The following is a 24,878-nucleotide window of genomic DNA, read 5'->3' on the forward strand; positions in this document are numbered from 1 at the left end:
GCTATTCGAGAGGAGCCCGGCCCCCGGGCGCGCTGCTCGTCGCTTCCGGAGTCGTGTTGATGGTCGTGTCGTCCCGTGGTGTCCTCCTTTTTCCGGCCCTCATTGGCGGCGCCGGACGGCCGGGGACGCCGGCGCGTCTCCAGCGCCTGCTCGGACTGGCCCTTCTGGCCATCGCCGCGCTCGGCGCCACATGCCTCGCGCCCCGCTCGGCTGCGGCGCAGGGCGTGGTGAAGTCCGTGCACGGCGAGTGGCAGATCCGCTGCGATACGCCGCCCGGCGCCCAGAGCGAGCAATGCGTGCTGCTGCAGTCGGTGCAGGCCGAGGATCGGCCGAATGTCGGCCTCACGGTGATCGTGCTGAAGACCGCTGACCAGAAGAACCGGCTGCTCCGCGTGCTGGCGCCGCTCGGCGTGCTGCTGCCGGCGGGGCTCGGCCTCAAGGTCGACGACCAGGACGTGGGCCGCACCCCGTTCGTGCGCTGCCTGCCCAATGGCTGCGTGGCCGAGGTGGTGATGGATGACACCCTCATCTCGCGCCTCAAGAGCGGCAAACAGGCCACCTTCATCATCTTCCAGACCCCGGAAGAAGGCATCGGCGTGCCGCTGAGCCTCGACGGCTTCGGCCCGGGCTTCGACACGCTGAAGTGATCTGCAGCGTGGCCGTTGTGCCGCACTGCTCCGCGGATTGCTCCCTGCCCTGCACATGCCGCACCGTCGGCACGGTTTGAACACGCTTTGATGGACAAAACGCCCCTCATAGAGCGGGGCGTTTCGTGAAGGCGTCGCTGGACGGGTGACGCAGGAGATCTGGGGATGCACGGCGAAGATCATGCGCTGTTCATGGCAGCGCTCGCGTTTCTCACCGCCGCCGTGATCTCGGTTCCCCTCGCCAAGCGCCTCGGCTTCTCCCCGGTGGTCGGCTATCTCCTGGTGGGCATCGCCATCGGCCCGGTCGGGCTCAATGTGGCCGACCCCACGGTGGTCTCCACCGTCGCCGAACTCGGCGTGGTGATGCTGCTGTTTCTGATCGGCCTGGAATTGAAGCCCTCACGGCTCTTGTCCATGGGCCGCTATATTTTCGGCCTCGGCACCGCGCAATTGCTGCTGAGCGCGCTCGGCTTCTCGCTCCTCGCCTATTTCGAATTCGGATTCGGACTGGCCGCAGCGGTGGTCAGCGGCCTCGCCCTATCGGTGTCCGGGACCGCCATCGCCCTCCAACTCCTCAATGAGCGCGGCGATTTCAACACGCCCTACGGACAGCGTACCTTCTCCATCCTGCTGTTCCAGGACATCGCGGTGGTGCCGCTGCTCGCCCTTGTGCCGCTGCTCGCGCCGGGGGAAAGCAAGCTCGCCCAGGACCCGCTGATCGCGCTCATGCGCGCCGGCACCGCCATCGCCGCCATCGCCGTCATCGTGGTGGCGGGGCGCTATCTGCTCAATCCTCTGTTCCGGGTGCTGGCCCGCTCCGGCGCCCGGGAGGCGATGACGGCGGCGGCGCTGCTGGTGGTGCTGGGGGCGGCGGGCCTGATGCAGGCGGCCGGCATGTCCATGGCGCTGGGCGCGTTCCTCGCCGGGCTGCTGCTGTCGGAAAGCACCTTCCGTCATGAGCTCGAAGCCAATGTGGATGCCTTCCGCGGCCTGCTGCTGGCCATGTTCTTCATGAGCGTCGGCATGTCGCTCAACGTGGCGGTGGTGGTGCAGAACGTGGGGCTGCTGCTGTTCGGCACCGCGCTGGTGGCGGTGGTGAAGTGCGTCGTGGTGTTCAGCGTGTTCCGCGCCGATGCCATCGGCGGCCAGCAATCGCTGCTGGCCTCAGTGGCGCTGCTGCCGGCCGGCGAGTTCGCCTTCGTGCTGTTTCCTCTCAGCCTGTCCAACGGCATATTGACGCCGGCCCAAGCCGATCTGCTGATCGCCCTGGCCGCCTTGTCCATGATCCTTGGTCCGCTGCTGTTCGCCGGCATCAGCCTGATGTTGCCCCGCTTCGGCACCCCGGCCCCCGAGCCGGAACCCGACGACTTTTCCGATGCCGACGGCTCGGTGCTGGTAATCGGCTTCGGCCGGTTCGGCCAGATCGTGTCCCAATGTCTGCTGGCGGAAGGGATCGGCGTGACCATCATCGACAACGACGTGGAGATGATCCAGAGCGCCGGCCGCTTCGGCGTGCACATCTATTATGGCGACGGCACCCGGCCCGAAGTGCTGCGCGCCGCCGGCGCCGACACCTGCAAGGTGATCTGCGTGTGCGTGGACGACAAGGGAGACGCCAACCGAATCGTCGAGGTGGTGAAGGCCACCATGCCCGGCGCCAAGCTGTTCGTGCGCAGCTTCGATCGCATCCATTCCATGGAGCTGCTGCGGATGGGGGTGGCGTTCGAGATCCGCGAGACGCTCGAATCGGCCCTCACCTTCGGCAATCGCACCTTGCGCGCGCTGGGCGTCGCCGCCGAGGCAGCGAGCGCCCGCATCGATGATGTGCGCACCCGCGATCGCGCCCGGCTGGAGCGGCAGATGCAGGAAGGCATTTTTGCCGCACCGGAGCTGGTGCGGGGCCACAAGGTGGAGCCCGAGCCGCTGACCACCCCCGGCAAGCCGGCCCGGCCGCTCAATGCCGAGGCGCAGGACATCCTCACCCACGAGACCGAATTCTCCGGCTGACGGCCCCCTTTCCGATCCTGTCGTGATTTCGGTGACATGATGGCTTAAGCTCCCTCACAAGCGCCTAACGGGTAAGTGACGCACGCCGCACCTTGTGGTCCTCTGCACGGGTCGCATGAGCGGTGGCGAACCGGCGGCAGCGCGCGACAAGAGCCCGCGGCAGACGGGCCGAACGGAGCCCATGGCTCCGCGCATCTGAGGAAACGGACGACTGGCGGGTCCAGGAGGGTGGCGCAGCCGACCCACCGAACCCGGGCGGAGGTGGCGATGGATCATTTTGTGGAGCTGCTGCGCGCCGCTCAGGGGGGACACGGGATGGAGAACCTGGCACGGGTCTACGGGCTGTCCACACAGCAGGCGCAGGCCATCGCGGACGCGATGATGCCGGCCTTCGCGGACGGCTTCCGCCACATCACCCAGTCGCCCGAGGCCATGGCATCGCTGATGGCGCTGATGCTCAGCGGCCCCTACGGCACCTATTACAACCAGGGGGCGCCGACGCCTTCGGCGCCGTTTCCCGGCACCAGCTACACGCCGCCGCCGACACCGGATCTCAACCAGGCCGGCACCGATGCGCTCAACACGGTGTTCGGCTCATCCGAGGTGAGCCGCGCCGTGGCCAGCCATGTGGCGGCCACCACCGGCCTCGGCATCGCCATGGTGCGGCAGATCATGCCGGCCTACGCCAGCCTCGTGGTGGGTGGACTGGCCAAGTCCCTCGCCGCCTCCGGCGCGCTGCAATCCATGACCGCCGCCATGCTGAGCCGGCTGCCCATCGGCGAGCCGGCCACGCGGCCGGCGCCCATCTCCTCGGGCAACCCCTGGATCGACGCCTTCATGGCATTCTCCACCACCAGCGCCAACACCCGGCCGCAGAGCAGCGGCAACCCGTGGGCCGACGCCTTCGCGCAGATGATGTTCCAGCAGGCGCAGCCCCCCGCCGCGGCGCGGCCCGCGTCATCGGGCAACGCCTGGCAGGATGTGGTGAATGCCATGGCCAACACCATGGCCCAGGCCGGTGGGCAGGCCGCCAACGCCATGAGCCAGCAGTTCGGGCAGCAGCTTGGACAGCAGATGAACCCGCAGCCGGCACCGGCCATGGCACAACCGGCCCATGCCGGTGGGACCCCGCGCATGGGCACCGCGCCGGACCTGATGAACAATCCGCTGCAGCCCTTCCAGGAATTCTTCGCCCGCATGTTCGCCCAGGGCTTTCCCCCGGCGTTTCCCGGCCTGACGGCGGGCGAGCGCCCGCCCTACTCCTTCCCCGAATTCTGGCTCGACCTCATCAACCGGACCCCCTCCGCCCGCGCCCCAGAAGCGGAAATCCTGCCGCCCGAGAAGCCGCGCCTCGTGAAAGGCAAGGATGGTGGGCAGTAGCCGCCGGGCGAGCATCAGCAGAGCCCACATAAAAGGACCCGCGCCGGTTGCGGTCGGCGCGGGTCCAGGAGCGGCGGGTTCGAGGGGTCTACCCGCCGAAGAGGATCGGGTTCAGCGGCCCGCGCGGGCCCACTGGCTCAGGCGCTGGGCCACGCGGCGCTCGGTGCTGCGCAGCACCAGAACCCGGGTGGGGTCTGCACCGAGGGGCTCCGCCGCAGCGTCGCGCAGGTCGGCGCGGGTGATGCCGATGTCGCGCAGCATATGATCGTCCAGCCCCGCGAGTTGCGAGATCACGCGGCGATGCTCGAGCGTCCGGCGCAGATTGACCACAGCTTTGGCCCCCTGACGCACGCCGGCCACCGCCAGCATGACGAGGGTGGCCAGCGCCCCTCCCACGGGGGCGGTCATGATCCTGCGGGTTTCGCCATAAACGCTCATGTTCATCTCCGTTGCCGGGACTGCGGATGGGCCTCCTTTCCTGGGCCTGCAGGTGGCGTTTCAACCACCCGATTTCGCATCGCATCACGTCGGCGCGCTCTTTGTGGCGCGCCCCGATAAATCACGCTAGCGAATGTTATTCATTCCTCATATCATTCTGCGTGATGAATGAGCGCCCCGAAGAGACGCCATAACAGCCGTTGAAACGCCCGGTGAAATCGCCATGACCGTCCTGCTCGATCCCGACCAGTTGCGCACCTTCGTCGCCATCGCCGAAACCGGCAGCTTCACCCGCGCGGCAGAGGTGGTGCACAAGACCCAGTCGGCGGTGTCCATGCAGATGAAGCGGCTGGAAGACCGGGTGGGCCGGCCCATCTTCACCCGCGACGGCCGCGCCTCGCGCCTCACGGAAGATGGCGAGCGCCTGCTCGATTATGCGCGGCGGATCGTGAAGCTGAATCTCGAAGCCATCGGCTCGTTCACTGATACCGCCCTCTCCGGCCGCGTGTGCCTGGGCGTGCCGGACGATTACGCCGACCGCTACCTGCCGGACATCATGGCCCGCTTCTGGCGCACCCATCCTTCGGTGGAGCTCACCGTGCTGTGCGAGCCCTCCAGCGATCTGGTGCAGCGCATCGCCACCGGCGCCGTCGACATCGCCATCATCACCGCCACCGAGATCACCGCGCGCAATGCCCATGTGATCCGCCGCGAGCGGCTGCTGTGGGTGTCCTCGGCGCGCCATGCCATCCACCTGGAAACGCCGGTGCCCCTGGCGCTGGGCCGGCCCACCTGCCAGTGGCGCGACATTGCGGTGGCCCGCCTCGCCGCCGCCGGGCGGCCCCATCGCATTCTCTATACCAGCCCCAATTCCGGCGCCGTGGCGGCGGCGGTGCTGGCGGGGCTGGCGGTCTCGGTGTTCCCCGAATCGGCGCTGCGGCCAGGCATGCGGGTGCTGGGCACCGCCGATGGCTACCCGCCCCTGCCGCCCTGCGACATCGGCCTGCTCCGCAACCGCCACGAGCCCTCGCCCCTGGCCGATGCGCTGGCCCAGCACGTCATTCAGGGCCTCGACAATCTGAATGAGGCGGAAGCCGCCCAATAGAGCATTTTCGAGCGAAGTGGATACCGGTTCGCGTGAAGAAAATGCGAGAGGTCAATGGGAGAGAGCATGTCATCGTTTCCATGAAGCGATGACATGCTCTCGCGGCGAGCCGCGACCCCGCTTGCGCGCCGCGACAAACGGCGGGAGTGTCGCTCCCCGCCCTGACGTGCGCGAGACAACGATGACGAACGCTCCGGCCCTGATCTGGTTTCGCGACGATCTGCGCCTGTCGGACAATCCCGCCCTTAACCACGCTTGCGCCGAAGGCCGGCCGGTGGCGGCGCTGTTCGTGCTTGACGAGGACAGCCCGGGCCTGCGCCCGCTCGGTGGCGCGGCCCGCTGGTGGCTGGCCGGCGCCCTGCGCCAGCTGGCCCATGATCTCCACCAGATGGGCCTGCCCCTGATCCTGCGGCGCGGCCCGGCGGCGGAAGTGGTGCCCCAGGTGGCGGGCGCCCTGGACGCCGGGCTCATCACCCTCAACCAGCGACCCGGAGCCGCAGCCGCTGCCGTGGATGCGGAGGTGGCCGCCCGGCTGCGGACCGCCGGGCGCAAGGTGCAGATGTTCAACGGGCGGCTGCTGCATCCGCCCGGCACGGTGCATGGCACCAGCGGCCGGCTGCCCCGCACCTTCGCCGCCTTCCAGCGGGCGGCCCGCCAGCTGCCGGCGCCGGGCCAGCCGCTGCCGGCACCGCCCCATCCCGTCGCTGCCGACCTTTCCGGTGCGGCGGATACGCTGGACACTGATCTCCTCGCCACATTGGACAGCTGGGGCCTCGAGCCGGAGCATCCGGACTGGGCCGGGGGCCTGCGGCGCACCTGGCGGCCCGGCGCCGCGGCGGCGGAGACCCGCCTCGCCGATTTCATCGCCGAAGGGCTGCGCGGCTATGGCGAAGGCCGGGACCGGCCGGCAGCGCCGCACATCTCGCGCCTCTCCCCCTATCTCAGGTTCGGCGAGATCTCGCCACGCCAGATCCTGGCGGCGGTGACCCATGCGCAGGCCGCCGGCGATGTGCCCGGCGCCGACGCGGAGAAATTCATCAGCGAGCTCTATTGGCGCGAGTTCAGCCACCATCTGCTGGAGGCCGAGCCGGACATCACTTTGCGCAACATCCAGCCGGCGCTCGACCATTTCCCCTGGCGCGAGGCCCCCGGCGAGCTGAAGGCCTGGCAGCGCGGCCGCACCGGCTATCCGCTGGTGGATGCCGGCATGCGCGAATTGTGGCAGACCGGCTTCATGCACAATCGGGTGCGCATGGTGGTGGCCTCGTTCCTCGCCAAGCACCTGTTGATCGACTGGCGGGCCGGCGAAGCCTGGTTCTGGGACACGCTGGTGGACGCCTGCCCCGCCAACAATCCGGCGAGCTGGCAATGGGTGGCGGGCACCGGGCTTGATGCTGCGCCGTATTTCCGCATCTTCAATCCGGTGCTGCAGGGCGAGAAATTCGACCCGGACGGCGCCTATGTGCGCCGCTTCGTGCCCGAGCTCGCCGATCTGCCCGCGAGCGTGCTGCACAAGCCCTGGGCCGCCGACGCCGCCACCCTCCGCCGGGCCGGCGTCACCCTCGGCACCACCTATCCCAAGCCCATCGTGGACCACGCGGCAGCACGGGAGCGCGCATTGCGCGCGCTTAAATCCACACAAAATTGATGGATCTTATTTCTTGATATACATCCGATTTGCGGATTATATGAAACCCACGTTTGATTGAAGGATTTATCCATCATGATCCGCAATGGCCTCGTGGAATCCATTGGCAACACCCCGTTGATCCGCTTGAAGCGTGCCTCCGAGGCAACCGGCTGCGACATTCTTGCCAAGGCCGAATTCCTCAATCCCGGCCAGTCGGTGAAGGACCGCGCGGCGCTCGGCATCATCACCGATGCCATCGCCAAGGGCACCCTGCGGCCCGGCGGCGTCATCGTCGAGGGCACCGCCGGCAATACCGGCATCGGCCTTGCCCTGGTGGCGGCGCCGTTCGGCTTTCGCACCGTCATCGTCATTCCCGAGACCCAGTCCCAGGAAAAGAAGGACATGCTGAAGCTCGCCGGCGCCACCTTGGTGGAAGTGCCGGCGGCCCCCTATTCCAGCCCCAACAATTACGTGAAATATTCCGGCCGCCTCGCCGAGGCCCTGGCCAAGACCGAGCCCAATGGCGCCATCTGGGCCAACCAGTTCGACAATGTGGCCAACCGCCAGGCCCATATCGACACCACCGGCCCGGAAATCTTTGCCCAGACCGATGGCAAGGTGGACGGCTTCATCTGCGCGGTGGGCTCCGGCGGCACTCTCGCCGGTATCGCCATCGCCCTGAAGGAGCGCAACACAGCCATCCAGATCGGCCTCGCTGATCCGCCCGGGGCAGCGCTCTATTCCTATTACACCACCGGCACCCTTCACGCCGAAGGCTCGTCCATCACCGAGGGCATCGGCCAGGGCCGCATCACGGCCAATCTGGAGGGCGCGCCCATCGACACCGCTTTCCAGATCCCCGACACGGAATCCGTGCCGATCGTGTTCGACCTTCTGGAACACGAGGGCCTGTGCGTGGGCGGCTCGTCCGGCGTCAACGTGGCCGGGGCCATCCGCCTCGCCCGTGAGATGGGGCCGGGGCACACCATCGTCACCATCCTCGCCGATTACGGCACCCGCTATCAGTCCAAGCTGTTCAACCCGGAGTTCCTGCGCAGCAAGGCGCTGCCGGTGCCGGCCTGGCTGGAGCGCAAGATCGAGGTGCCCGACGTCACACTGTGACGCGCCACCGCCCGCTTGTGGATGACGCGCCCGGCCCCCTCCGCTCCGACGGCGGATGGGGCATAACGGGGCGACAGGAGGATCCGCCATGCCCGATAGCCCGACGTTCGTTTCCACGGAGTGGCTCGCCGCCAACCTGAGCTCGCCGGACCTGGTGGTGGTGGACGCCTCCTGGTTCATGCCGGATGCCGGCCGCAGCGGCGCCAGCGAATTCCTCGAACGGCACATTCCCGGCGCGGTGTTCTTCGACATCGACGCCATCGCTGATCATTCCACCGATCTGCCCCACATGCTGCCGGACCCGCACGCCTTCGCCCAGGCGGTGGGGGCGCTGGGCATCGGCGACGGCCATCGCATCGTCGTCTATGACAGCCTCGGCCTGTTCTCGGCGCCGCGGGTGTGGTGGACCTTCCGGGTGTTCGGCGCCGCCGACGTCGCCATCCTCGACGGCGGCCTTGCCAAATGGCTGGCCGAGGATCGGCCCACCGCGCAGGGCCCCGCCACCCGCCCGCCAGCGACCTTCACCGCCCGCCTCGACCATTCCATGGTGGCCGACATCAACAGCGTCGACCGGGCCCTCACCAGCGGCTCCGCCCAGCTGCTGGACGCCCGCCAGGACACCCGCTTCCGCGGCGAGGTGCCGGAGCCCCGTGCCGGCCTGCGCTCCGGCCACATGCCCGGCGCCTTCAACCTGCCCTGGGGCCAACTGGTGGACAACGGCCGCCTGAAGCCGGCGGACGAGGTGCGCGCCATCGTCGCCGAGACCGGGCTCGACCTGTCGAAGCCGGTGATCACCACCTGCGGCTCGGGCGTCTCGGCGGCCATCCTGTGGGTAGCGCTGGAGCGCATCGGCAAGCGGCCCCAGGCGCTTTACGACGGCTCCTGGACCGAATGGGGCGCCAGCGACAAGCCCGTCGCCGTCGGCTGACGCCGGCCAGATTCAGCGCTCAGGATCCTGTGGCGCTGCGCCGGCGCGGCCGCGGTGCCAGGGGGCGTTCGCACGACGCAGTTGGCCGGTGAGCCATACCTCATCCTCCGCCGACACCGGCTGCGCCCCTTGCGGGCGCAGCAGCAGTACGGTGGCCGGCGCAGGGGTGGATGCAGCCCCGGCTCCAGGGAAGGCCTCGACCCTGAGCCGCCAGGCAGCAGCCAATTCCCGGACCTCAGCAACCGTCAGGCGCTGCATCGCATGGCGATCGGCCCCTGCCGCCGGCAGTACCGCCACCACCGGGCGCCGACGGGCCATCGCCGCCAGACGCCGCAGCGCCACGCGCGGATCGGCCATGGCCTGCAGATTGACCGGACTGACCACCACCCGCAGCCCCAGCCGGCGGCGGAACAGACGCGCCAGCAGAAGCCGCCGCACCAAGCCGTGCTGTGCGACAGCCCACCCTCGCAGATGCCACATGGCCCGTGCACCGAACCGACGTTCCAGCAACCGGCGCTCATCCCGCGACAGCTGGGCCAAGGCCCGCTGCATCCCCAGATTTCGGGCCAAAGCCGCATCCAGGCGGTAGCCCACCGCCAGCAACCTCTGCAAAGGCGCCCCATACCAGGATGCACGGGCCGGCGGGGGCGCAGCGCTGGCCTCAGCGATCCGCGTGGCCATCTCCGCGCCGTCGTCCTGGCGCACCAGGCCACGCTCGAGCACATGGGCCACCAGCCCCCGCACCCGGAGCGGATCGGGAGCCGGCGGCACACCCGCCGCCAGCACCCGCGCCACATCGGCCGCATCGTCGAGGTCGATGGTGAGGCCCTTGCGGCCGTAATAGGGCTCTCCCCAAGCGATCACCGGCAAACCGACCATCAACGCTTCCAGGCCCACATTGGACGAATGCAGCGCCACCGCCTGGCAATGGGGAAAGATATCGTGGATGGACAGGCCGGCCGCGAGAAACACCCGTTCCGAGCCGGACACCTCCGGAATCGGATCCGGATTGCGCGGATGCGGCTTGAAAATCACCCGCCAGGGGGCCGGCAGCCCGGCGAGGACCGCCCGATAGATGGCGCCAAGGTCGTCGTATTCACGCAGGCTCACCGCAATGGTGGCATCGAACGGCACCTGCCCCGGAACGAACACCACCGGTCCCGGCTCCTGCCCCAGCCAGGTGCTGAGGGCGGCCAGCGCCCGCGGATCGGTGGTCTGCGCATATTTGGAGAGGCGTTGGGCGCGCCAGGCGCGCACGAAATCATCGGCCCGCGCAAGCGCGGCCGCATCCGCCGGCACCCCCAGCTCCCGCCAGCTGCGATCAATGCGGCAGGCGCCACGAAAGAAGTGTGGCGCGAAGGCATCCACGAAATGGTAGCCGGGAAAGAAGGGACTTTCCCAATAGACATACGGCAGCTGCAGATGGGCCGCCATGACGGCCAGCAGCCGCGAGACCACTTCGCCCCCATGGGGCACGAACACAACGTCCGGCGCGAGTTCGGCCATCAGCGCGGCGGCGCGGGCAGCGGTGCCGCGCATCTGCTGGTTCCAGGCCGACTCCGTGATGAGGTTATCGATTCGGGCATCGCCAATGGCGAGGTTGTGGGCGGAAAGATCGATGAGATCCGGCGCGAATCCAAAGCGCCGCGCAAAGGCAAAGGCCGACACTCTTGGCGCCCGATCGAAGCCGCCGTCCAACAGCGCCCGCGCTCCTGGGGAGTCCGCCGGTTGCTGGAGATCCGGCCAGAACGGGACCAGCATCGGCTGGAAGCCCGCCCGCTCCACCGTGCGGGCCAGTTGCACCCCATTGGTGTAGGATTCCTCTCCCGCCATCCGGAAGATGAGCGCTCGCCGTGCCCCGTCCTCGACCATCCTCACGCTCTCACCAGCCGCCGCCATCCGCCCATGCGCGGAAGAAGATGCTCAGCATATAGGCGGTTCACGCGCGCATGCCCAATGCCTTGCACGCGCCCCTTGTGCTTTTGCAGTGCGGGATGGGGATGCCGCGACCGCCAAATCAGGCTATCACCGGCAGGATGGACCCACGGGTTCGCCCGCGCGGGAGATGGGGCTGCCGGCAAGGGTGGGAAGGTCGTATAGGGACGTGATGCAGTCATCTCCTCTTCGCGAACGTGCACGGGCGCTCGGCGCCATCCCGCTGGTGTGGGCAGCGGCGACACGCGAGCAGAGCGCAGTGAACCTCGGCGACGCCTTGAGCCCGGTCATGGTGGCGCTGCTCTCCAGCCTGCCGGTGGCGCATACCGGCCATGATGCCAAGGTGCCGCGCATGGCGGCGGTGGGCACCATCGGCCACATGCTGCGCAATGGAGACGTGACCGTGTGGGGCACCGGATGCTCGCCGCACGCCAATCCCCACCGCGCCGCCGGCGAAGCCCACGAAGCCTTCCAGCCCGCTGCCAACACGCGCTACCGGGTGCACGCCACCCGCGGTCCCGTTTCGCGCGCCCTGTTCGGGGAGGCCGCCGCGGTCAGCCCCGCGGTGTTCGGGGATCCGGTGTGGCTGCTGCCGCAATTCTACCGGCCGCCGATCGAGAAAAAATGGGATCTGGGAGTCATCGTCCACCTCTCCGAGCTCAAGGACAAGGGGCTGAACGCCCCGGTGCGGCGCGAACTGACGCGCTACCATCTCCCCGATGAACTGGTGGAGCACGTCCACATCATCCGCACCCGCACGCCGATCTCCGCCGACAGCCTCAAGGCCCGGCTCGACGAGATCCTGGCCTGCCGGCGCATCGTCTCCACCAGCCTGCACGGCATGGTGTTCGCGGAGAGCTACGGTATTCCCTGTCTGTATTTCGCGCCCCGCGGCCGCCAGCAGGGCCTCATCGAACGCCCGCTCGACCCCGAAGACGGCAACGACCTGCGCATCACGGATCTGTATCAGGGCCTCGGCCTCAGCCGCCTGCCGGTCTATGTGCAGGCGCGGAACCGCGCCACCGACTGGAGGGCGCTGATGGCTGCCATCGATCGCGCGTGGACCCCAAAAGCCTTCAACTATGAACCGCTGCTTTCGGCCTTTCCGTTCGACGTGACACCCCTGCACCCCCGGCCGGGCGAGACCATTTTCGAGCACCCGCTGATCCGCGACCTGCCGTTCCGACCGGCCGATGCCGCCGCGAGCGCCCGAACCGGGACGCCACGCCTGCGCCAACTGGCGGCACGGCTGCTCAAGCCCGCCACCCGCGGCCGCACAGCCCGCCCGGCCGGGGCCGACCGTCCTCCCTCCACGGGTGAGCCATGACCATGCAAGAGCGCACCGGGAGCACCGGGCAGAACCGCACCGTGATGCTCGACGGCTATAACCTGGCCATCGAGAAGGGCACCGGCGTCGCCACCTATGCCCGCAACCTCAGCTATGCGTGCGGCACCTCGGGCTACCGCACCGAGATTCTCTACGGCAAACCCATCGCGCCGACGCAGGACCCGTTCTTTCGCGAGGTCGCCTTTTTCGCCAACCAGGGCGAGAAGCCACGGCCGCTCACGGCCCTGCGGCGCGACATCGAAAGCCTCACCACCTTTTTCCTCAATCCGAAGGCGCTTGAGATCCCGATCACCGGCAAAGTGATCATCGACCAGTTCGCCAACCAGATGCCGCACTTCGACACCATCTGGAACGCGCCCAACCTGTTCGATCGCGCCTTCACCCTCTATTACGCCTACCGGATGTTCAGCACCGTGGCCGGCACCACCACGCCGGACATCATGCATTGGACCTATCCCCTACCCATCCGGCTGAAGGGGACGAAGAACATCTACACCTTTCACGATCTGGTTCCGCTGCGCCTGCCGTACACGACGTTGGATAACCGCGCCTACTACTTTAGCCTGATGAAGCGGCTACTGAAGCAGGCGGACCATATCGTCACAGTTTCCGAATCGTCCAAGCGCGATATTGTCGATATATTCGGATACCCGGAAGAGAAGATCACGAACACCTATCAATCTGTCTTCCTACCGAAATCCATTACGGAGAAAACAGACGATGCGGTGCGCCAGGAGGTCGAGGGCATCTTCAACCTCCCCTACAAGGGCTATTTCCTGTTTTTCGGGGCCATCGAGCCGAAGAAGAATGTGGGGCGCCTCATCGAAGGATACCTGTCGAGCCAGGTGCAGGAGCCACTTGTTCTTGTGGGCAAGCCGGCCTGGAAGGCGGAGCGGGAACTGCAGGTGCTCGGCGAAACCTCCCACGGCGATCGGGTAAGACGGTTCGCGTACACGTCGTTCCCGTTTCTCACCAGCCTGATCCGCGGCGCCAAGGCCGTGCTGTTTCCCTCGCTCTACGAGGGCTTCGGCCTGCCGGTTCTCGAATCGATGCTGCTGGGCACCCCGGTGCTGAGCTCCAATTGCGCCTCCATCCCGGAGATCACCGCCGGGGCCGCCCTGCTGGTCGACCCCTATGATACCCGCGCCATCGCGGAAGGCATCCAGACCCTGTCCAGCAACGCGGACCTGCTGCGCGATCTTGGTGTCCGCGGCCGCCAGCAAGCCGGGAACTTCTCGCCGGAGCGCTACCGCGATCGTGTGTCCGCGCTCTACGACCGCTTGCTGGAGCCCACGATGTGAGGTTTCTTGATACCACAAAAGGGTGCAGTGCAGCGGACACTATGTGCCGGAGGGGCTGTTTGTGTTACCAAAGGTCCGCAGACTGATGTGAAATGAGCATTCCTCGGCGTCGGCAGCTGCACGGTTGCATGCCTTGAAACCGGGCTGCGCGGGTTGTACGAGAGGAATCGCTGGGCAAGGTGTTTCGGCAAGGGGGCGACGGATCATAGAGGGGGCCCACGTCATGGAGTGGCCAGCAGACGTCTGGTTGCTGCATTCGAACGCCTTCTCGCGGTCCCCGTACCCCAGAACGCAAGGGAGGGCGGGCGCAGTCAGTCGACCGGAACATTGGGCGATATCCGGTTGCATGTCGCATTCGACGAACGGCGCGCGCCGTGTCGGACGTCGATCTCCTCGCACATCTACGGAGCCGTTCGCTGAATGCGCGCCGTGATGGCCGGCCCTGGAGGGGCCGGGCGTGAAACGGCAGCATGGCGCCACCGCCAGCACCAGGGACAGTTGAAGACCACAGTGTTCGCAGGCCAGACCGGCGGACGGGTGGATCTTGGGACCATGAGCGTCGGGCCTGACGGATCCGGGCCGAAGAGGGAATGAATGACGAACCGCATCAGCCGCGTTCAGACGCCGATGCCTGAGACCGGATTGAACCACGCCGCCGCCATCATGGGCTACGCTTGCCGGTTGCCGGGTGCCCCGACGGTGGACGCTTTCTGGTCCTTGCTGCGTGCACGGCAATGTGCGGTCACCGAGATCGACCCGGATCGCTGGGCCAAAGAGCGGTTCCTTCATCCCCATCCCGGCGAGCCCGGGCGCACCTATACCTTCGCGGCCGGCGTGCTGCCGGATATCTACGCCTTCGATCCCGGCGCCTTCGGCCTGTCGCCGCGCGAGGTGGAGCAGGTGGACCCTCAGCAGCGCATTCTGCTGGAGTTGACGCGCGAGGCGTTCGAGAACGCCAACATGCCGCTGTCGGAGCTCGAGGGCGAACGGGTCGGCGTGTTCGTGGGAGCGTCCTCGCTTGATTATTCCGTGCGGTTCGCGGCGGACGTGAGTTCCGTCGATCCGCATTTCGTGACCGGCAATGCCCTGTCGATCATCTCCAACCGCATCTCGTTCGCCTTCGGCTTCACCGGGCCGAGCCTGACCATCGACACCGCCTGTTCGTCCTCGCTCGTCGCATTCGATCGCGCGGTGCGCGCCATCGAGAGCGGGGAAGTGGACGTCGCGGTGGTCGCCGGCGTCAACATCCTGGCTGCGCCTTACAATTTCGTCGGCTTCGCGCGGGCCGGCATGCTTTCGCCCACCGGTCGCTGTCGCCCCTTCTCCGCCCAGGCGGATGGCTATGTGCGCTCGGAAGGGGCGGTGGTGATGGTGCTGCGGCGCCTCGCCTCGGCCACCCAGGCGCTGCAGGCGCCGCGCGCGGTGGTGATGGGCACGGGCACCAATTCCGACGGGCGGACGGTCGGCATCGCCCTGCCCAATTCCGACGCCCAGCGGGCCCTCATCGAAACCGTCTATGCCGCGCGTGGCATCGATCCGGAGCGCCTCGCCTTCGTGGAGGCGCACGGCACCGGCACGCGGGTGGGCGATCCGGCGGAAGCCAACGCCATCGGCAACGCCATCGGCCTGCGGCGCAGCACGCCGTTACCCATCGGCTCGGTCAAGTCCAACCTCGGCCATCTGGAGCCGGCCTCGGGCCTCGCCGGACTGCTCAAGGCTTTGCTCGCGCTGGAACATCGGCTGTTGCCCGCGTCGCTGCATCTGCACGAGCCCAACGAGACCATCCCCTTCGCCGCCCTGAACCTCGCGCCGGCGCAGGAGGAAGTGCCCCTCACCGTAGACACGGCCGACCTAGCTGCCGTCTCGTCGTTCGGCTTCGGCGGAACCAATGCCCATGCCGTGGTACGCCGTCCCCGCGCCGATGAGCTGCCGCCCGCGGCCGCTGCCGTTGGGGAAGAACCCGGACCGCAGGCGCTGCTGCTGTCCGCATCCAGCCGCCAGTCTCTGGTCGAGCTCGCCAGCGCCTATGCGCAGGCGCTCGCGCAGGGGGCCGATGGCGCCCGCCTCGCCCATGCCACCGCCTATGGCCGCTCCCTGCTGCCGCACCGGCTGGCGGTGCCGCTGAGCGGCGGTGTTCCGGCAGCGGAAGCGTTGCGCCGCTTTGCCGCCGAGCAGCCTGAGCCGGGCATCGCCAGCGGCATCGCCGACCGGCCCCAGAAGATCGCCTTCGTCTTCGCCGGCAACGGCGGCCAGCATGTGGGGATGGGCCGCGCGGCCTATCTCGCCAATGCGTCGTTCCGGGCCTCGATCCAGCGCATCGACGCGCTGTTCGCGCCGCTGGCGGGCTGGTCTCTTGCCGACGCCATCACCGCGCCGGCAAGCCAGGAGCGCCTGAATGCCACCGAGGTGGCGCAGCCGCTGCTGTTCGCCATCGGCGTCGGCATCGCCGAGGTGCTGATGGCGCATGGCTGCCAGCCCTGCGCCATTCTCGGCCACAGCGTGGGCGAGATCCCCGCCGCTTATGTGGCCGGCGCCCTCGACCTCAAGGAGGCCGTGGAGCTGATCTACTGGCGCTCGAAGCTGCAGGAGGCCACCCGCGGCTCCGGCAGCATGGCGGTGTTGATGGCCGCGCCGGATGACGCCGCGCCGCTGCTGACCAAGGATGTGGTCATCGCCGCCATCAACAGCCCAAGCGTGGTCACCATTGCCGGGCCGAGCGCCGAGGTGGACGCCATCCTGCGCCGCGCCCGCAAGGCCGGCATCGCCGGCAAGCGCATGGACCTGGATTATCCCTTCCATTCGCCGCTGATGGCACCGGTGGAAGCGCCCCTGAAGGAGGCCCTTGCGGGGCTTCACCCACGCACCGGCGCCCTGCCCTATTTCTCCACCGTTACCGGCGCCCGCTTCGACACCGCGGGCCTCGACGCCGACTATTGGTGGCACAATGTGCGCGAGCCGGTGCGCTTCGCCGAGGCGGTGACCCAGGCGGCGGAGCAGGAAAAGGCCGACATCTTCCTGGAAATCGGCCCGCGGCCGGTGCTGACCGGGCACATGCGCGAGACCCTGGAGCCCCTGCTGGGCGCGCAGGTGGTGCTGAGCACGCTGCAGGAAAAAGCCCCCGCCCATCGCGACCCGGTGCTGCACACGCTCCTGTCCTGCGCGGTGGAAGGTGCCCCGTTCGACCGCGGCAGCCTGTTCGGAGCGCGTCGCCCGCTCGGCGCCATCCAATTGCCGCTCACCCCATGGCAGCGCCAGACCATCGTTGTCCCACCGACCACCGAGGCGGTGGACACTGGCGGCAGCCGCCCGCTGCATCCGTTGCTCGGCGGTCGCCTGAAGGCAGATTCACGCGAGTGGAGCGGCCTGCTGGATGCCCAGCTTGTGCCCTATCTCGCCGATCACAAGGTCAATGACACCGTTGTCGTCCCCGGCACGGCCCTCGCCGAGATGGCGCTGGCCGCCGGCCGCGAACTGTTCGGCGAGGGTCCATTGGCGCTGGAGGAGTTCGATATCCTCCATGCCCTCACCCTCAATGACGAGGGCGCCCGGGAAACCCTGGTGCGGGTCAGCGCCGGCGGCGAGGTGGAAATCCTGAGCCGGCCGCGCTTCACGGTCGATTGGAGCCTCCACGCGCGCGGCCATATCGGCCCTTCCGCCTCTACGCGGGCGGCGAAAACCCTTGCCGCCCGGGCGGATGACCAGGGCATGCGCTGCCTCGCGGCCGAAGACCTCTACGCCGCCGCGGCGCTCATGGGGCTGAACTACGGCCCCCAGTTCCGCCTGGTCACCAGCGCCGAGGCGCGGCACGGGCGCATCTCCCTCACCCTGGCGCCGGAAGCGGCGGACCAGGGGGCCTACCGGCTGCCCCACGTGCTGCACCCCACGGTACTGGACGCCAGCCTGCACGGCCTGCTGCTGGCGGTGGACGAACAGGCGTTCGCCGAGCACCGGGTGTATCTGCCGGCGCGCTTCGGCGCGCTCCACGTGTTTGGCGGCGGACCGGTGGTGCGGGCGGAGCTCGAAGTGGTGCGCGCCAGCCGCCGCTCCCTGCTGCTCGACATTCAGCTGTTCGATGCCGACGACGTGCTTGTCGCCCGGCTGGATCATGCCCGCCTGCGGGCAGCGGTGTTGTCCAACCAGGCGGCGCTGGAGACCGATTACCGCCAGCATCTGGAGCGCCTGCCCCAGCCGATCGCGCAGGTGGCGGTGGTGGAGGCGGCCGAGGCCGCCTTCGCGGCGCTCGACCAGGATGACGTGGCAAGCAGCGATGATTTCATTCTGCTCTCCGCTTTCGCCACGGCACTCGCCCATGAGGCGGTGACCGCGGTCCAGAGCGCCGCGGGCGCCACGGGCGAGATCGATCCGGAGACGCTGGTCAGCGACGGGTACGTCGCCGACGAGAGCCGCGCGCTGCTGCTGACCCTGCTCCACATACTGGCCGCCGCCGGACTCGCCCAGCGGCAGGGGCAGATCTGGAGCGTCAACGCCGATTCCGGCCTGCCCGCCAGCGCCTCCATTCTCGGTGAGGTGCTTGCAGATTGTCCCGATCGCGCCGCCGAGGTCACCCTTGGCGCCCGTCTGGCCGAGGCCCTGGCCGATACCCTGCGCAGCGGCGCTCCGCTCGCCCTGACCGCCGCGCTGGTGGATCATTGGCAGACCGCATCCCCCGCTGCGCGCGCCCTGGAAACCGTGGCCCGGACGGTGGTGGACGCCATCGGCAACGACGCGGAGCCGCCGCGGGTGCTGGTGGTGGAACGCCACGGCGCCCTCGCGCTGTCGTTGCTGCCGCTCGCCGAACGCGGCCTCATTCGCCTTGCGGTGGACGGCGCCGACACGGCCACCCGCGAAGCCCTGGCCGCGCGCCATCCCGCCCTCGCCCCGCTTCTGGCAGCCTCCGGGGAGGCCGCCCCCGGGCATGACCTGGTGCTGTGCGCCGACCTCTATGGTCTCATTGCCGATAACGAGGCCCTGGCGACGCGGCTGGGGACGCTGGTGACGCCCGGTGGTGTGCTGTGCGCGCTGCAGATCCAGGCCAATCCCCTGGCCACCCTGCTGGCCGCCGCCGACCATGACGGGACCTCGCCCATCGCCCCCATCGCCGAGACCGCCCGGCGACTGGCCTCGCGGGGCTTCCTGGCCATCAAGACCAGCCGTGCCGGCACGCCGCGCGCGCCGGTGGAAGCCCTCATGGCCCGCGCGCCGCTGCCGGACGAGGAGGTTCCCGCCGCCGCGACAGCGCCGCTGGCCCGGAGCATCGAGGAGCTGCTCACCCTGTCCGGCGCAAGCCTGGCGGTGACGCTGCGGGGGCAGGATGCACAACCCCAGGCGCACCTGCTGGACGCGGCCACCGCACCGGCCGATTGGGAGGCGCCCCTGTCGCCGGCGGAAGGCACCCGCACCCTGATCGTGCATCCGCTGATGCCGGCACCGACCCCCGACGCCATGGCCGACGCCTTGCTGCGCGCCACCCAGCTGCTGGAACGGGTGCGGGCGGCCGGCGCCGGAGCCGAGGTCTGGTTCCTCACCCGTGGCGGCGCCCCGGTAGAGGGCAGCCCCGAGGCAAGCGCGGCGTGGGGCTTCGGCCGTGTCGCCATGAATGAGTTCGCCGACATCGACCTGCGCTTGCTCGACCTGGCACCCGCGCTTGACGCGGCCACCGCCGGCGCCAGCCTGGCGGCGCTGATGATCGCGCCGCCGGACGAGCGCGAGCTCAGCGCCGATGACACCGGCCTCCAGGCCGTGCGCACCACCATTGGCCCTGAGGCCGCGGCCACGCGCGCGTCGACGGCGTCCTCCGGCGCCGATCACATGGCGCTGCTGGAGGCGCGCCCTGGCTCCATGGATCGCCTGACCTGGATCGGCGTCCCCCGGCGCACCCTTGCCGCCGGCGAAGTCGAGATCGAGGTGGCGGCCAGCGCCCTCAATTTCCGCGACGTCATGTTCGCCCAAGGGGTGATCGGTGACGAGATGCTGGAGAATGGATTCACCGGCCCCTCCCTCGGCTTCGAGTGCGCCGGCACCATCTCCCGCGTGGGCCCCGAGGTGCACGGTGTGCGCGTCGGCGACCGGGTGATGGCCTTTGCCTCCGCCGCCTTCGCCTCCCATGTGGTCATCCGCGGCGACCTGGTGCTGCCGGTGCCGGAGCGGGTGGACCTGAAGGCCGCCGCCACCATTCCCGTGGCGTTCCTTACCGCTTGGTATGGGCTCGTCACCCAGGCACGCCTGCGCCGGGACGAGTGGGTGCTCATCCATGGCGCGGCTGGCGGTGTCGGCCTCGCGGCGCTGCAGATCGCCAAATGGCTCGGTGCCCGCATCGTGGCCACCGCCGGCACCCCCGAAAAGCGCGCGCTGGCGCGGCTGGCGGGGGCGGACCTGGTGTTTGACTCCCGCTCCCTGAGCTTCGTCGACGACATCCGCGCCAGCATCGGTGGGGTGGATGTGGTGCTCAATTCGCTGGCCGGCGAAGCCATGGCCCGCAGCATCACCGTGCTGAAGCCGTTCGGCCGGTTCGTGGAGCTGGGCAAGCGCGACTACATCGGCAACACCGAGATCGGCCTGCGCCCGTTCGCCCGCAACCTGTCCTATTTCGGCGTCGACACCGACCAGCTCATCGCCGCGCGCCCCGATGCCCTGAACGAGCTTTTCGCCGATCTCATCGGACGGTTTGCCGACGGCACTTTCACACCGCTGCCCTATCGCGAGTTCCCGGCGGTGGAAGCGCCGGAGGCGTTCCGCCTCATGCAGGGCGCGGGGCATGTGGGCAAGATTCTGCTGACGCCGCCACTGGCGCCACCGCCACTGGCGGCCCCGGCGCCCGCCTTCCGGGCGGCGGCGGATGGGGTGCACGTGGTGGTCGGCGGCACCGGCGGGTTTGGCTTCGAGACCGCCCTGTGGCTGGCGGAACATGGGGCCACCGCTCTGGTGGTGGCCTCCCGCTCCGGCGCGCTGGCCCCGGAGGCCGCCGCGCGGGTGGCGGCCCTGTCGGCGCGCGGCATCACCGTGGAGGTGGCCCGGCTCGACGTGCGCGATGCCGCCGCCTGCCAGGCCTTCATCGACGATCTCGTGGCCCGCTTCGGCCGGGTGGCCGGGCTCGTCCACACCGCCATGGTGCTGGACGACGGCCTGTTGCGCGATCTCGACCGCGCCCGCATGCTCAAGGTGCTGGAGCCGAAGATGGACGGCGCCAGCCATCTCGACGCCGCCACGCGCAATCTCGACCTCGATTATTTCGTGATGTTCTCCTCGGCCACCACCCTGGTGGGCAATCCCGGGCAGGGCAATTACGTGGCCGCCAACGCCTTCCTGGAGGGCGTGGCCCGGCGCCGTCGCGCGGCCGGCCGCGCAGGGCTGGCGGTGGCCTGGGGCGCCATCGCCGATGTGGGCGTGCTGGCGCGCGAGACCGCCATCAACGAAAAGCTCAAGCGGCGGATCGGGCGCCATGCCATGACCGCCGCCACCGCCCTCGGCCACCTGGGCCAATTGCTGGCCCTGCCGGCGGCCGAGCAGCCCGCGGTGGTCACCTGCTCCTATATCGACTGGGCCAGCGCCGGTGAGCTCCGCGTGGTGAAGGCGCCGACCTTCTCCGGGCTGATGACCGGTGGCGGCGAGCGCAGCATGGGGCAGACCTCCGACCTGGAGCACCTGATCGCCGGGCAGAGCGATCAGGCCGCCCGGCTCACCATCGCCCGCCTGCTGGCGGAGGAGATCGGCAAAATCCTGCGCCTGCCCCACGAGAGCATCGACCTCACCCGGCCGCTCACGGACATCGGCATGGATTCGCTGATGAGCCTGGAGCTCGACATGGAGGTGCAGCGGCGCTTCGGTGTGGAGCTGCCGGTGCTCGCCCTCGGCGCGGGCTCCACCCTCATGGACGTGGCCGAGAAGGTGCTCCAGCGGGTGCGTGGTGCCGAGGATATGGAGGGCGACGCCGCCGCCCAGGTGATCGCCGAGGCAGGCATCATGGAAAAACACGTCAATCTCGACCTCGACGCCGCCACCCTGGAGCGGTTGAGCGCCAAGGTCGTCAGTGAACGCGAGCACGCGGGAGAAGGCCTGCTGTGACGACGTCCCCTCCCTCCGGCCGGATGGCGGCCGATACCAAGGCGGCCCTGCTCTCGCGCATGCGCCAGACCGGCGCCCCCGCCGCTGCACCGGCCGAACGGCACTACGACACGGCCTTCTCCACCCTGCCGGGCTTCGAGCAATTGAAGCTCATGCGCGCCGCCACCGGTGCTTTCGGCATTCCCAGCCCGTTCTTCCGCAGCCATGACGGGCGCGCGGGCGCCACCAGCATCATCGACGGCAAGGAGGTGATCAACTTCGCCTCCTACGACTATCTCGGCCTCAACGGCGCCCCGGAAGTGCTGGCGGCGGCCCGGGAGGGAGTGGAGGCGTTCGGCTGCTCGGTATCGGCAAGCCGGGTGGTGGCGGGGGAGCGCGGTTTTCATCGGGAGTTCGAACAGGAACTCGCCGCGCTCTATGGCGCCGATGATGCCATTGTCTATGTCAGTGGCCACGCCGCCAACGTGGCCACCATCAGCACCCTGGTGGGCCCGCGCGACGTGGTGTTCCACGATGAGCTGATGCACAACAGCGCCATCGTCGGCGCCCAGCTGTCCCGCGCCCATCGGCGCTGGTTCCCCCACAACGACCTCGATGCACTCGAGACCCTGCTGGCGGCGGAGCGGGGGAACTTCGGCCGCGCGCTGATCGTGGTCGAGGGCAATTACTCCATGGACGGCGACACCGCCGACCTCGCCCGTCTGGTCGAGCTAAAGCGGCGCTTTGGCGCCTGGCTCATGGTGGATGAGGCGCACAGCCTCGGGGTCCTCGGCGCGCGCGGCCACGGCCTGTTCGAGAAGACCGGTGTCGACCCCAAGGCCGTGGACATCTGGATGGGCACCCTGTCCAAAACCCTGGCCAGCTGCGGCGGCTACATCGCCGGCGCCCAGGACTTGGTGGACTATCTCAAGCTGTCGGCCCCCGGCTTCGTCTATTCGGTGGGCCTGTCGGCCCCCGCGACACTGTCGGCGCTGAGCGCGCTGCGCCTGCTGCAGCGGGAGCCGGAACGGGTGGCGCGCCTCCAGGCCAATACCGCCCGCTTCATCGCCGGCGCCCAGGCGGCCGGCCTCGATACGGGACAGGCGGAAGGCTACGCCATCGTTCCGGTGATCGTCGGCGATTCGCTGAAAGCGGCGGTGCTGTCCAATCGGATGCTGGAGCGGGGGGTCAATGTGCTGCCCATCATCCACCCGGCGGTGCCGAACAAGGCGGCGCGCCTGCGCTTCTTCGTGACATCCGAGCACACGCAGGAGCAGATTGACGCCACTATTGCAATCTTGACGCAGGAATTGAACGAGACCGGCGCCTTCATCCAGAGGTTGGCCTCGTCAGGGCTCGGCGACATGCTAGAAAGCGCTGCCGAGCTCGGCAAAGTGTGACCGAATGGAAACAGACGCCAGCATCGTGCCCGAGGCGGTTGCGGAGCATTCGTTTCGCGGCGCAATATGGATCGGACCCACTTTAAGGGTTCGTTCATCAGGACGGGCGCAAGACACACGACCTCGGGGGTCGATGCGATGAAGATTCTGCTGGACATCACCCGCCTGTTGCGGCGCTCGGGTCAGATGACCCCCACGGGCATCGACCGGGTGGAGCTGGCCTATGCGAAGCACCTGATCGCGCATTACCCCGACAGCTCCACCTTTGTCGGGCGGTTTCGCTCGCGGGTGTGGCAGCTCAATCCCTCAGCCGTCCCCTATTTCGTGAACACCCTGGCCGCGCGCTGGGACCTCTCCAATGCCCTGGTGACGCGGAACGAGCTGCGCCGGCTGGAGGAGTTCCTGAACCTGCGCCGCGGCGCCATGGCCCATCCCCCGGGCCCGCACGTGCCGCGCAAGGAGATGCCGGAGATCCTCTCCGCCCTGCCCTCCCTGCTGTCGCCCATCAACATTCTGCCCGGGCTGTTCCGCCGTCCCATCGCCAAAGGCGCGGTCTATCTCAACGTCTCCCATGAAGGGCTGAATTCCCCCGGCCGGATTGAGCGGCTGGTACGGACCTTCGACTGGAAGCCCATCTACCTGGTGCACGACCTCATCCCCGTGACCCACCCCGAATATGTGCGCCCCGGAGACGAAGCCAAGCACACCCAGCGCATGAAGACGGTGCTGAACTCGGCCTCGGCGGTCATCTACAATTCCGCTCACACCGAGCGGATGATGAACAGCTTCGCCATGTCCACCGACATGAAGCCGGCGCGCGGCATCGTCAGCCTGCTGGGGGTGGAGGAGAAGTTCCAGAAGGGGCAGGAGCGCGCCGCCGACCTGCCGCCGGTGGGCGGCGACCCCTATTTCGTGGTGGTGGGCACCATCGAGCCGCGCAAGAACCATCTGCTGCTGCTCAACCTGTGGCGCCATCTGGTGGAGCGGCACGGGGCGAAGGCCCCCAAGCTGGTGATCGTCGGCCGGCGCGGCTGGGAAAACGAGAACATCATCGATGTCATCGACCGCTGCAGCAATCTCAAGCAGCACCTGATCGAATGCAATCGCCTACCCGACTGGCAGCTGACGCGGCTGCTGTCCGGGGCCCGGGCCGTGCTGTTCCCCTCCTTCGCCGAAGGCTATGGCCTGCCCCTGGCTGAGGCGCTGTCCCTGCGCGTACCGGTGATCTGTTCCAATCTCGAGGTGTTCCAGGACATCGCCGGGAACATTCCCTACTATCTCGACCCCATCGACGGCATGAGCTGGCTGAAGGTCATCGAGGACTTCGCCCTGCCGGACTCCTCGCTGCGCCAGGCGCAGATGGCCAAGATCGATCGCTTTGCGGCCCCCACCTGGCAGCAGCACTTCGATGCGGTCGATGAACTGATCGCCGATGTGGCCCAGCCCCGCCCGGCGCCCCATCAGCAGTTGCTGTCGACCATCCGGCGCAAGATCTCGTTGAGGCCGGCGGGCGAACACTCGCTCGAAGCGGCTGGAGCCGAGGATCTCATCGGCGCCCGGCTGCCGCACTCGACCACGATATAATCCGTGCGGGCAT

General features: G+C 68.6%; 14 protein-coding genes. 12 read left to right on the plus strand and 2 right to left on the minus strand.

What is annotated here, in order from left to right; all coding sequences use genetic code 11:
- Nucleotides 1–59: 59 nt before the first annotated feature.
- The 3 genes from MEU52_RS02185 to MEU52_RS02195 all read left to right on the plus strand — a co-directional run bounded on the left by MEU52_RS02185 (nt 60) and on the right by MEU52_RS02195 (nt 4,034).
- Nucleotides 60–647, plus strand: coding sequence for an invasion associated locus B family protein (locus MEU52_RS02185; RefSeq protein ID WP_238121595.1), 588 nt, complete (start codon nt 60–62; stop codon nt 645–647).
- Nucleotides 648–812: 165 nt separating this feature from the next.
- Nucleotides 813–2,654, plus strand: coding sequence for a monovalent cation:proton antiporter-2 (CPA2) family protein (locus MEU52_RS02190; protein ID WP_238121593.1), 1,842 nt, complete (start codon nt 813–815; stop codon nt 2,652–2,654).
- Between the two features lie 267 nt (nt 2,655–2,921).
- Entirely contained in the window at nt 2,922–4,034 is a 1,113-nt protein-coding gene (locus tag MEU52_RS02195) for a DUF937 domain-containing protein (RefSeq protein WP_238121591.1), read from the plus strand.
- A gap of 111 nt (nt 4,035–4,145) precedes the next feature.
- Here the strand turns inward: MEU52_RS02195 and MEU52_RS02200 are convergent, their stop codons facing one another.
- On the minus strand, nt 4,146–4,472 hold the full coding sequence (locus tag MEU52_RS02200) for a DUF1127 domain-containing protein (RefSeq protein ID WP_238121590.1): 327 nt from the start codon (nt 4,470–4,472) through the stop codon (nt 4,146–4,148).
- Nucleotides 4,473–4,695: 223 nt separating this feature from the next.
- On the opposite strand from MEU52_RS02200, the gene MEU52_RS02205 reads away from it, so the two are divergent.
- From MEU52_RS02205 to sseA, 4 genes are all read left to right on the plus strand, one after another.
- Nucleotides 4,696–5,577: a LysR substrate-binding domain-containing protein gene (locus tag MEU52_RS02205; protein WP_238121589.1), complete on the plus strand. Its 882-nt coding sequence runs from the start codon at nt 4,696–4,698 to the stop codon at nt 5,575–5,577.
- A gap of 181 nt (nt 5,578–5,758) precedes the next feature.
- Entirely contained in the window at nt 5,759–7,225 is a 1,467-nt protein-coding gene (locus tag MEU52_RS02210; protein ID WP_238121588.1) for a cryptochrome/photolyase family protein, read from the plus strand.
- Between the two features lie 72 nt (nt 7,226–7,297).
- On the plus strand, nt 7,298–8,329 hold the full coding sequence (locus MEU52_RS02215) for a cysteine synthase A (RefSeq protein WP_238122015.1): 1,032 nt from the start codon (nt 7,298–7,300) through the stop codon (nt 8,327–8,329).
- A gap of 88 nt (nt 8,330–8,417) precedes the next feature.
- Nucleotides 8,418–9,257 carry a 3-mercaptopyruvate sulfurtransferase gene (gene sseA / locus MEU52_RS02220; RefSeq protein WP_238121587.1) on the plus strand — a complete coding sequence of 280 codons (840 nt, stop codon included), beginning with the start codon at nt 8,418–8,420 and terminating at the stop codon, nt 9,255–9,257.
- A gap of 12 nt (nt 9,258–9,269) precedes the next feature.
- Here the strand turns inward: sseA and MEU52_RS02225 are convergent, their stop codons facing one another.
- On the minus strand, nt 9,270–11,129 hold the full coding sequence (locus tag MEU52_RS02225) for a capsular polysaccharide export protein, LipB/KpsS family (protein ID WP_238121586.1): 1,860 nt from the start codon (nt 11,127–11,129) through the stop codon (nt 9,270–9,272).
- A gap of 235 nt (nt 11,130–11,364) precedes the next feature.
- Between MEU52_RS02225 and MEU52_RS02230 the strand changes: the two genes are divergently transcribed.
- From MEU52_RS02230 to MEU52_RS21915, 5 genes are all read left to right on the plus strand, one after another.
- Nucleotides 11,365–12,519 (plus strand): polysaccharide pyruvyl transferase family protein, encoded by a 1,155-nt coding sequence (locus tag MEU52_RS02230; protein ID WP_238121585.1) that lies wholly within the window; start codon nt 11,365–11,367, stop codon nt 12,517–12,519.
- Entirely contained in the window at nt 12,516–13,841 is a 1,326-nt protein-coding gene (locus MEU52_RS02235) for a glycosyltransferase family 4 protein (protein WP_238121584.1), read from the plus strand. Before MEU52_RS02230 ends, MEU52_RS02235 begins: the two co-directional genes overlap by 4 nt.
- Before the next feature lie 594 nt (nt 13,842–14,435).
- Complete coding sequence (locus MEU52_RS02240; protein WP_238121583.1) at nt 14,436–21,902, plus strand: type I polyketide synthase; 7,467 nt, start codon at nt 14,436–14,438, stop codon at nt 21,900–21,902.
- Between the two features lie 23 nt (nt 21,903–21,925).
- Nucleotides 21,926–23,281: an aminotransferase class I/II-fold pyridoxal phosphate-dependent enzyme gene (locus MEU52_RS02245; RefSeq protein ID WP_273546223.1), complete on the plus strand. Its 1,356-nt coding sequence runs from the start codon at nt 21,926–21,928 to the stop codon at nt 23,279–23,281.
- A gap of 138 nt (nt 23,282–23,419) precedes the next feature.
- Nucleotides 23,420–24,865, plus strand: coding sequence for a glycosyltransferase (locus MEU52_RS21915; RefSeq protein WP_238121581.1), 1,446 nt, complete (start codon nt 23,420–23,422; stop codon nt 24,863–24,865).
- The last annotated feature ends 13 nt before the right edge of the window (nt 24,866–24,878 follow it).

The organism is Xanthobacter sp. NM-25 (assembly GCF_022138605.1).
Lineage (GTDB): Bacteria > Pseudomonadota > Alphaproteobacteria > Rhizobiales > Xanthobacteraceae > Xanthobacter.

Excerpts from the sequence above, each read along its gene's own strand:
- MEU52_RS02185 (WP_238121595.1), top strand. The coding sequence starts at position 60 with ATGGTCGTGTCGTCCCGTGGTGTCCTCCTTTTTCCGGCCCTCATTGGC.
- MEU52_RS02190 (WP_238121593.1), top strand. The coding sequence starts at position 813 with ATGCACGGCGAAGATCATGCGCTGTTCATGGCAGCGCTCGCGTTTCTC.
- MEU52_RS02195 (WP_238121591.1), top strand. The coding sequence starts at position 2,922 with ATGGATCATTTTGTGGAGCTGCTGCGCGCCGCTCAGGGGGGACACGGG.
- MEU52_RS02200 (WP_238121590.1), bottom strand. The coding sequence starts at position 4,472 with ATGAGCGTTTATGGCGAAACCCGCAGGATCATGACCGCCCCCGTGGGA.
- MEU52_RS02205 (WP_238121589.1), top strand. The coding sequence starts at position 4,696 with ATGACCGTCCTGCTCGATCCCGACCAGTTGCGCACCTTCGTCGCCATC.
- MEU52_RS02210 (WP_238121588.1), top strand. The coding sequence starts at position 5,759 with ATGACGAACGCTCCGGCCCTGATCTGGTTTCGCGACGATCTGCGCCTG.
- sseA (WP_238121587.1), top strand. The coding sequence starts at position 8,418 with ATGCCCGATAGCCCGACGTTCGTTTCCACGGAGTGGCTCGCCGCCAAC.
- MEU52_RS02225 (WP_238121586.1), bottom strand. The coding sequence starts at position 11,129 with ATGGTCGAGGACGGGGCACGGCGAGCGCTCATCTTCCGGATGGCGGGA.
- MEU52_RS02230 (WP_238121585.1), top strand. The coding sequence starts at position 11,365 with ATGCAGTCATCTCCTCTTCGCGAACGTGCACGGGCGCTCGGCGCCATC.
- MEU52_RS02235 (WP_238121584.1), top strand. The coding sequence starts at position 12,516 with ATGACCATGCAAGAGCGCACCGGGAGCACCGGGCAGAACCGCACCGTG.
- MEU52_RS02240 (WP_238121583.1), top strand. The coding sequence starts at position 14,436 with ATGACGAACCGCATCAGCCGCGTTCAGACGCCGATGCCTGAGACCGGA.
- MEU52_RS02245 (WP_273546223.1), top strand. The coding sequence starts at position 21,926 with ATGGCGGCCGATACCAAGGCGGCCCTGCTCTCGCGCATGCGCCAGACC.
- MEU52_RS21915 (WP_238121581.1), top strand. The coding sequence starts at position 23,420 with ATGAAGATTCTGCTGGACATCACCCGCCTGTTGCGGCGCTCGGGTCAG.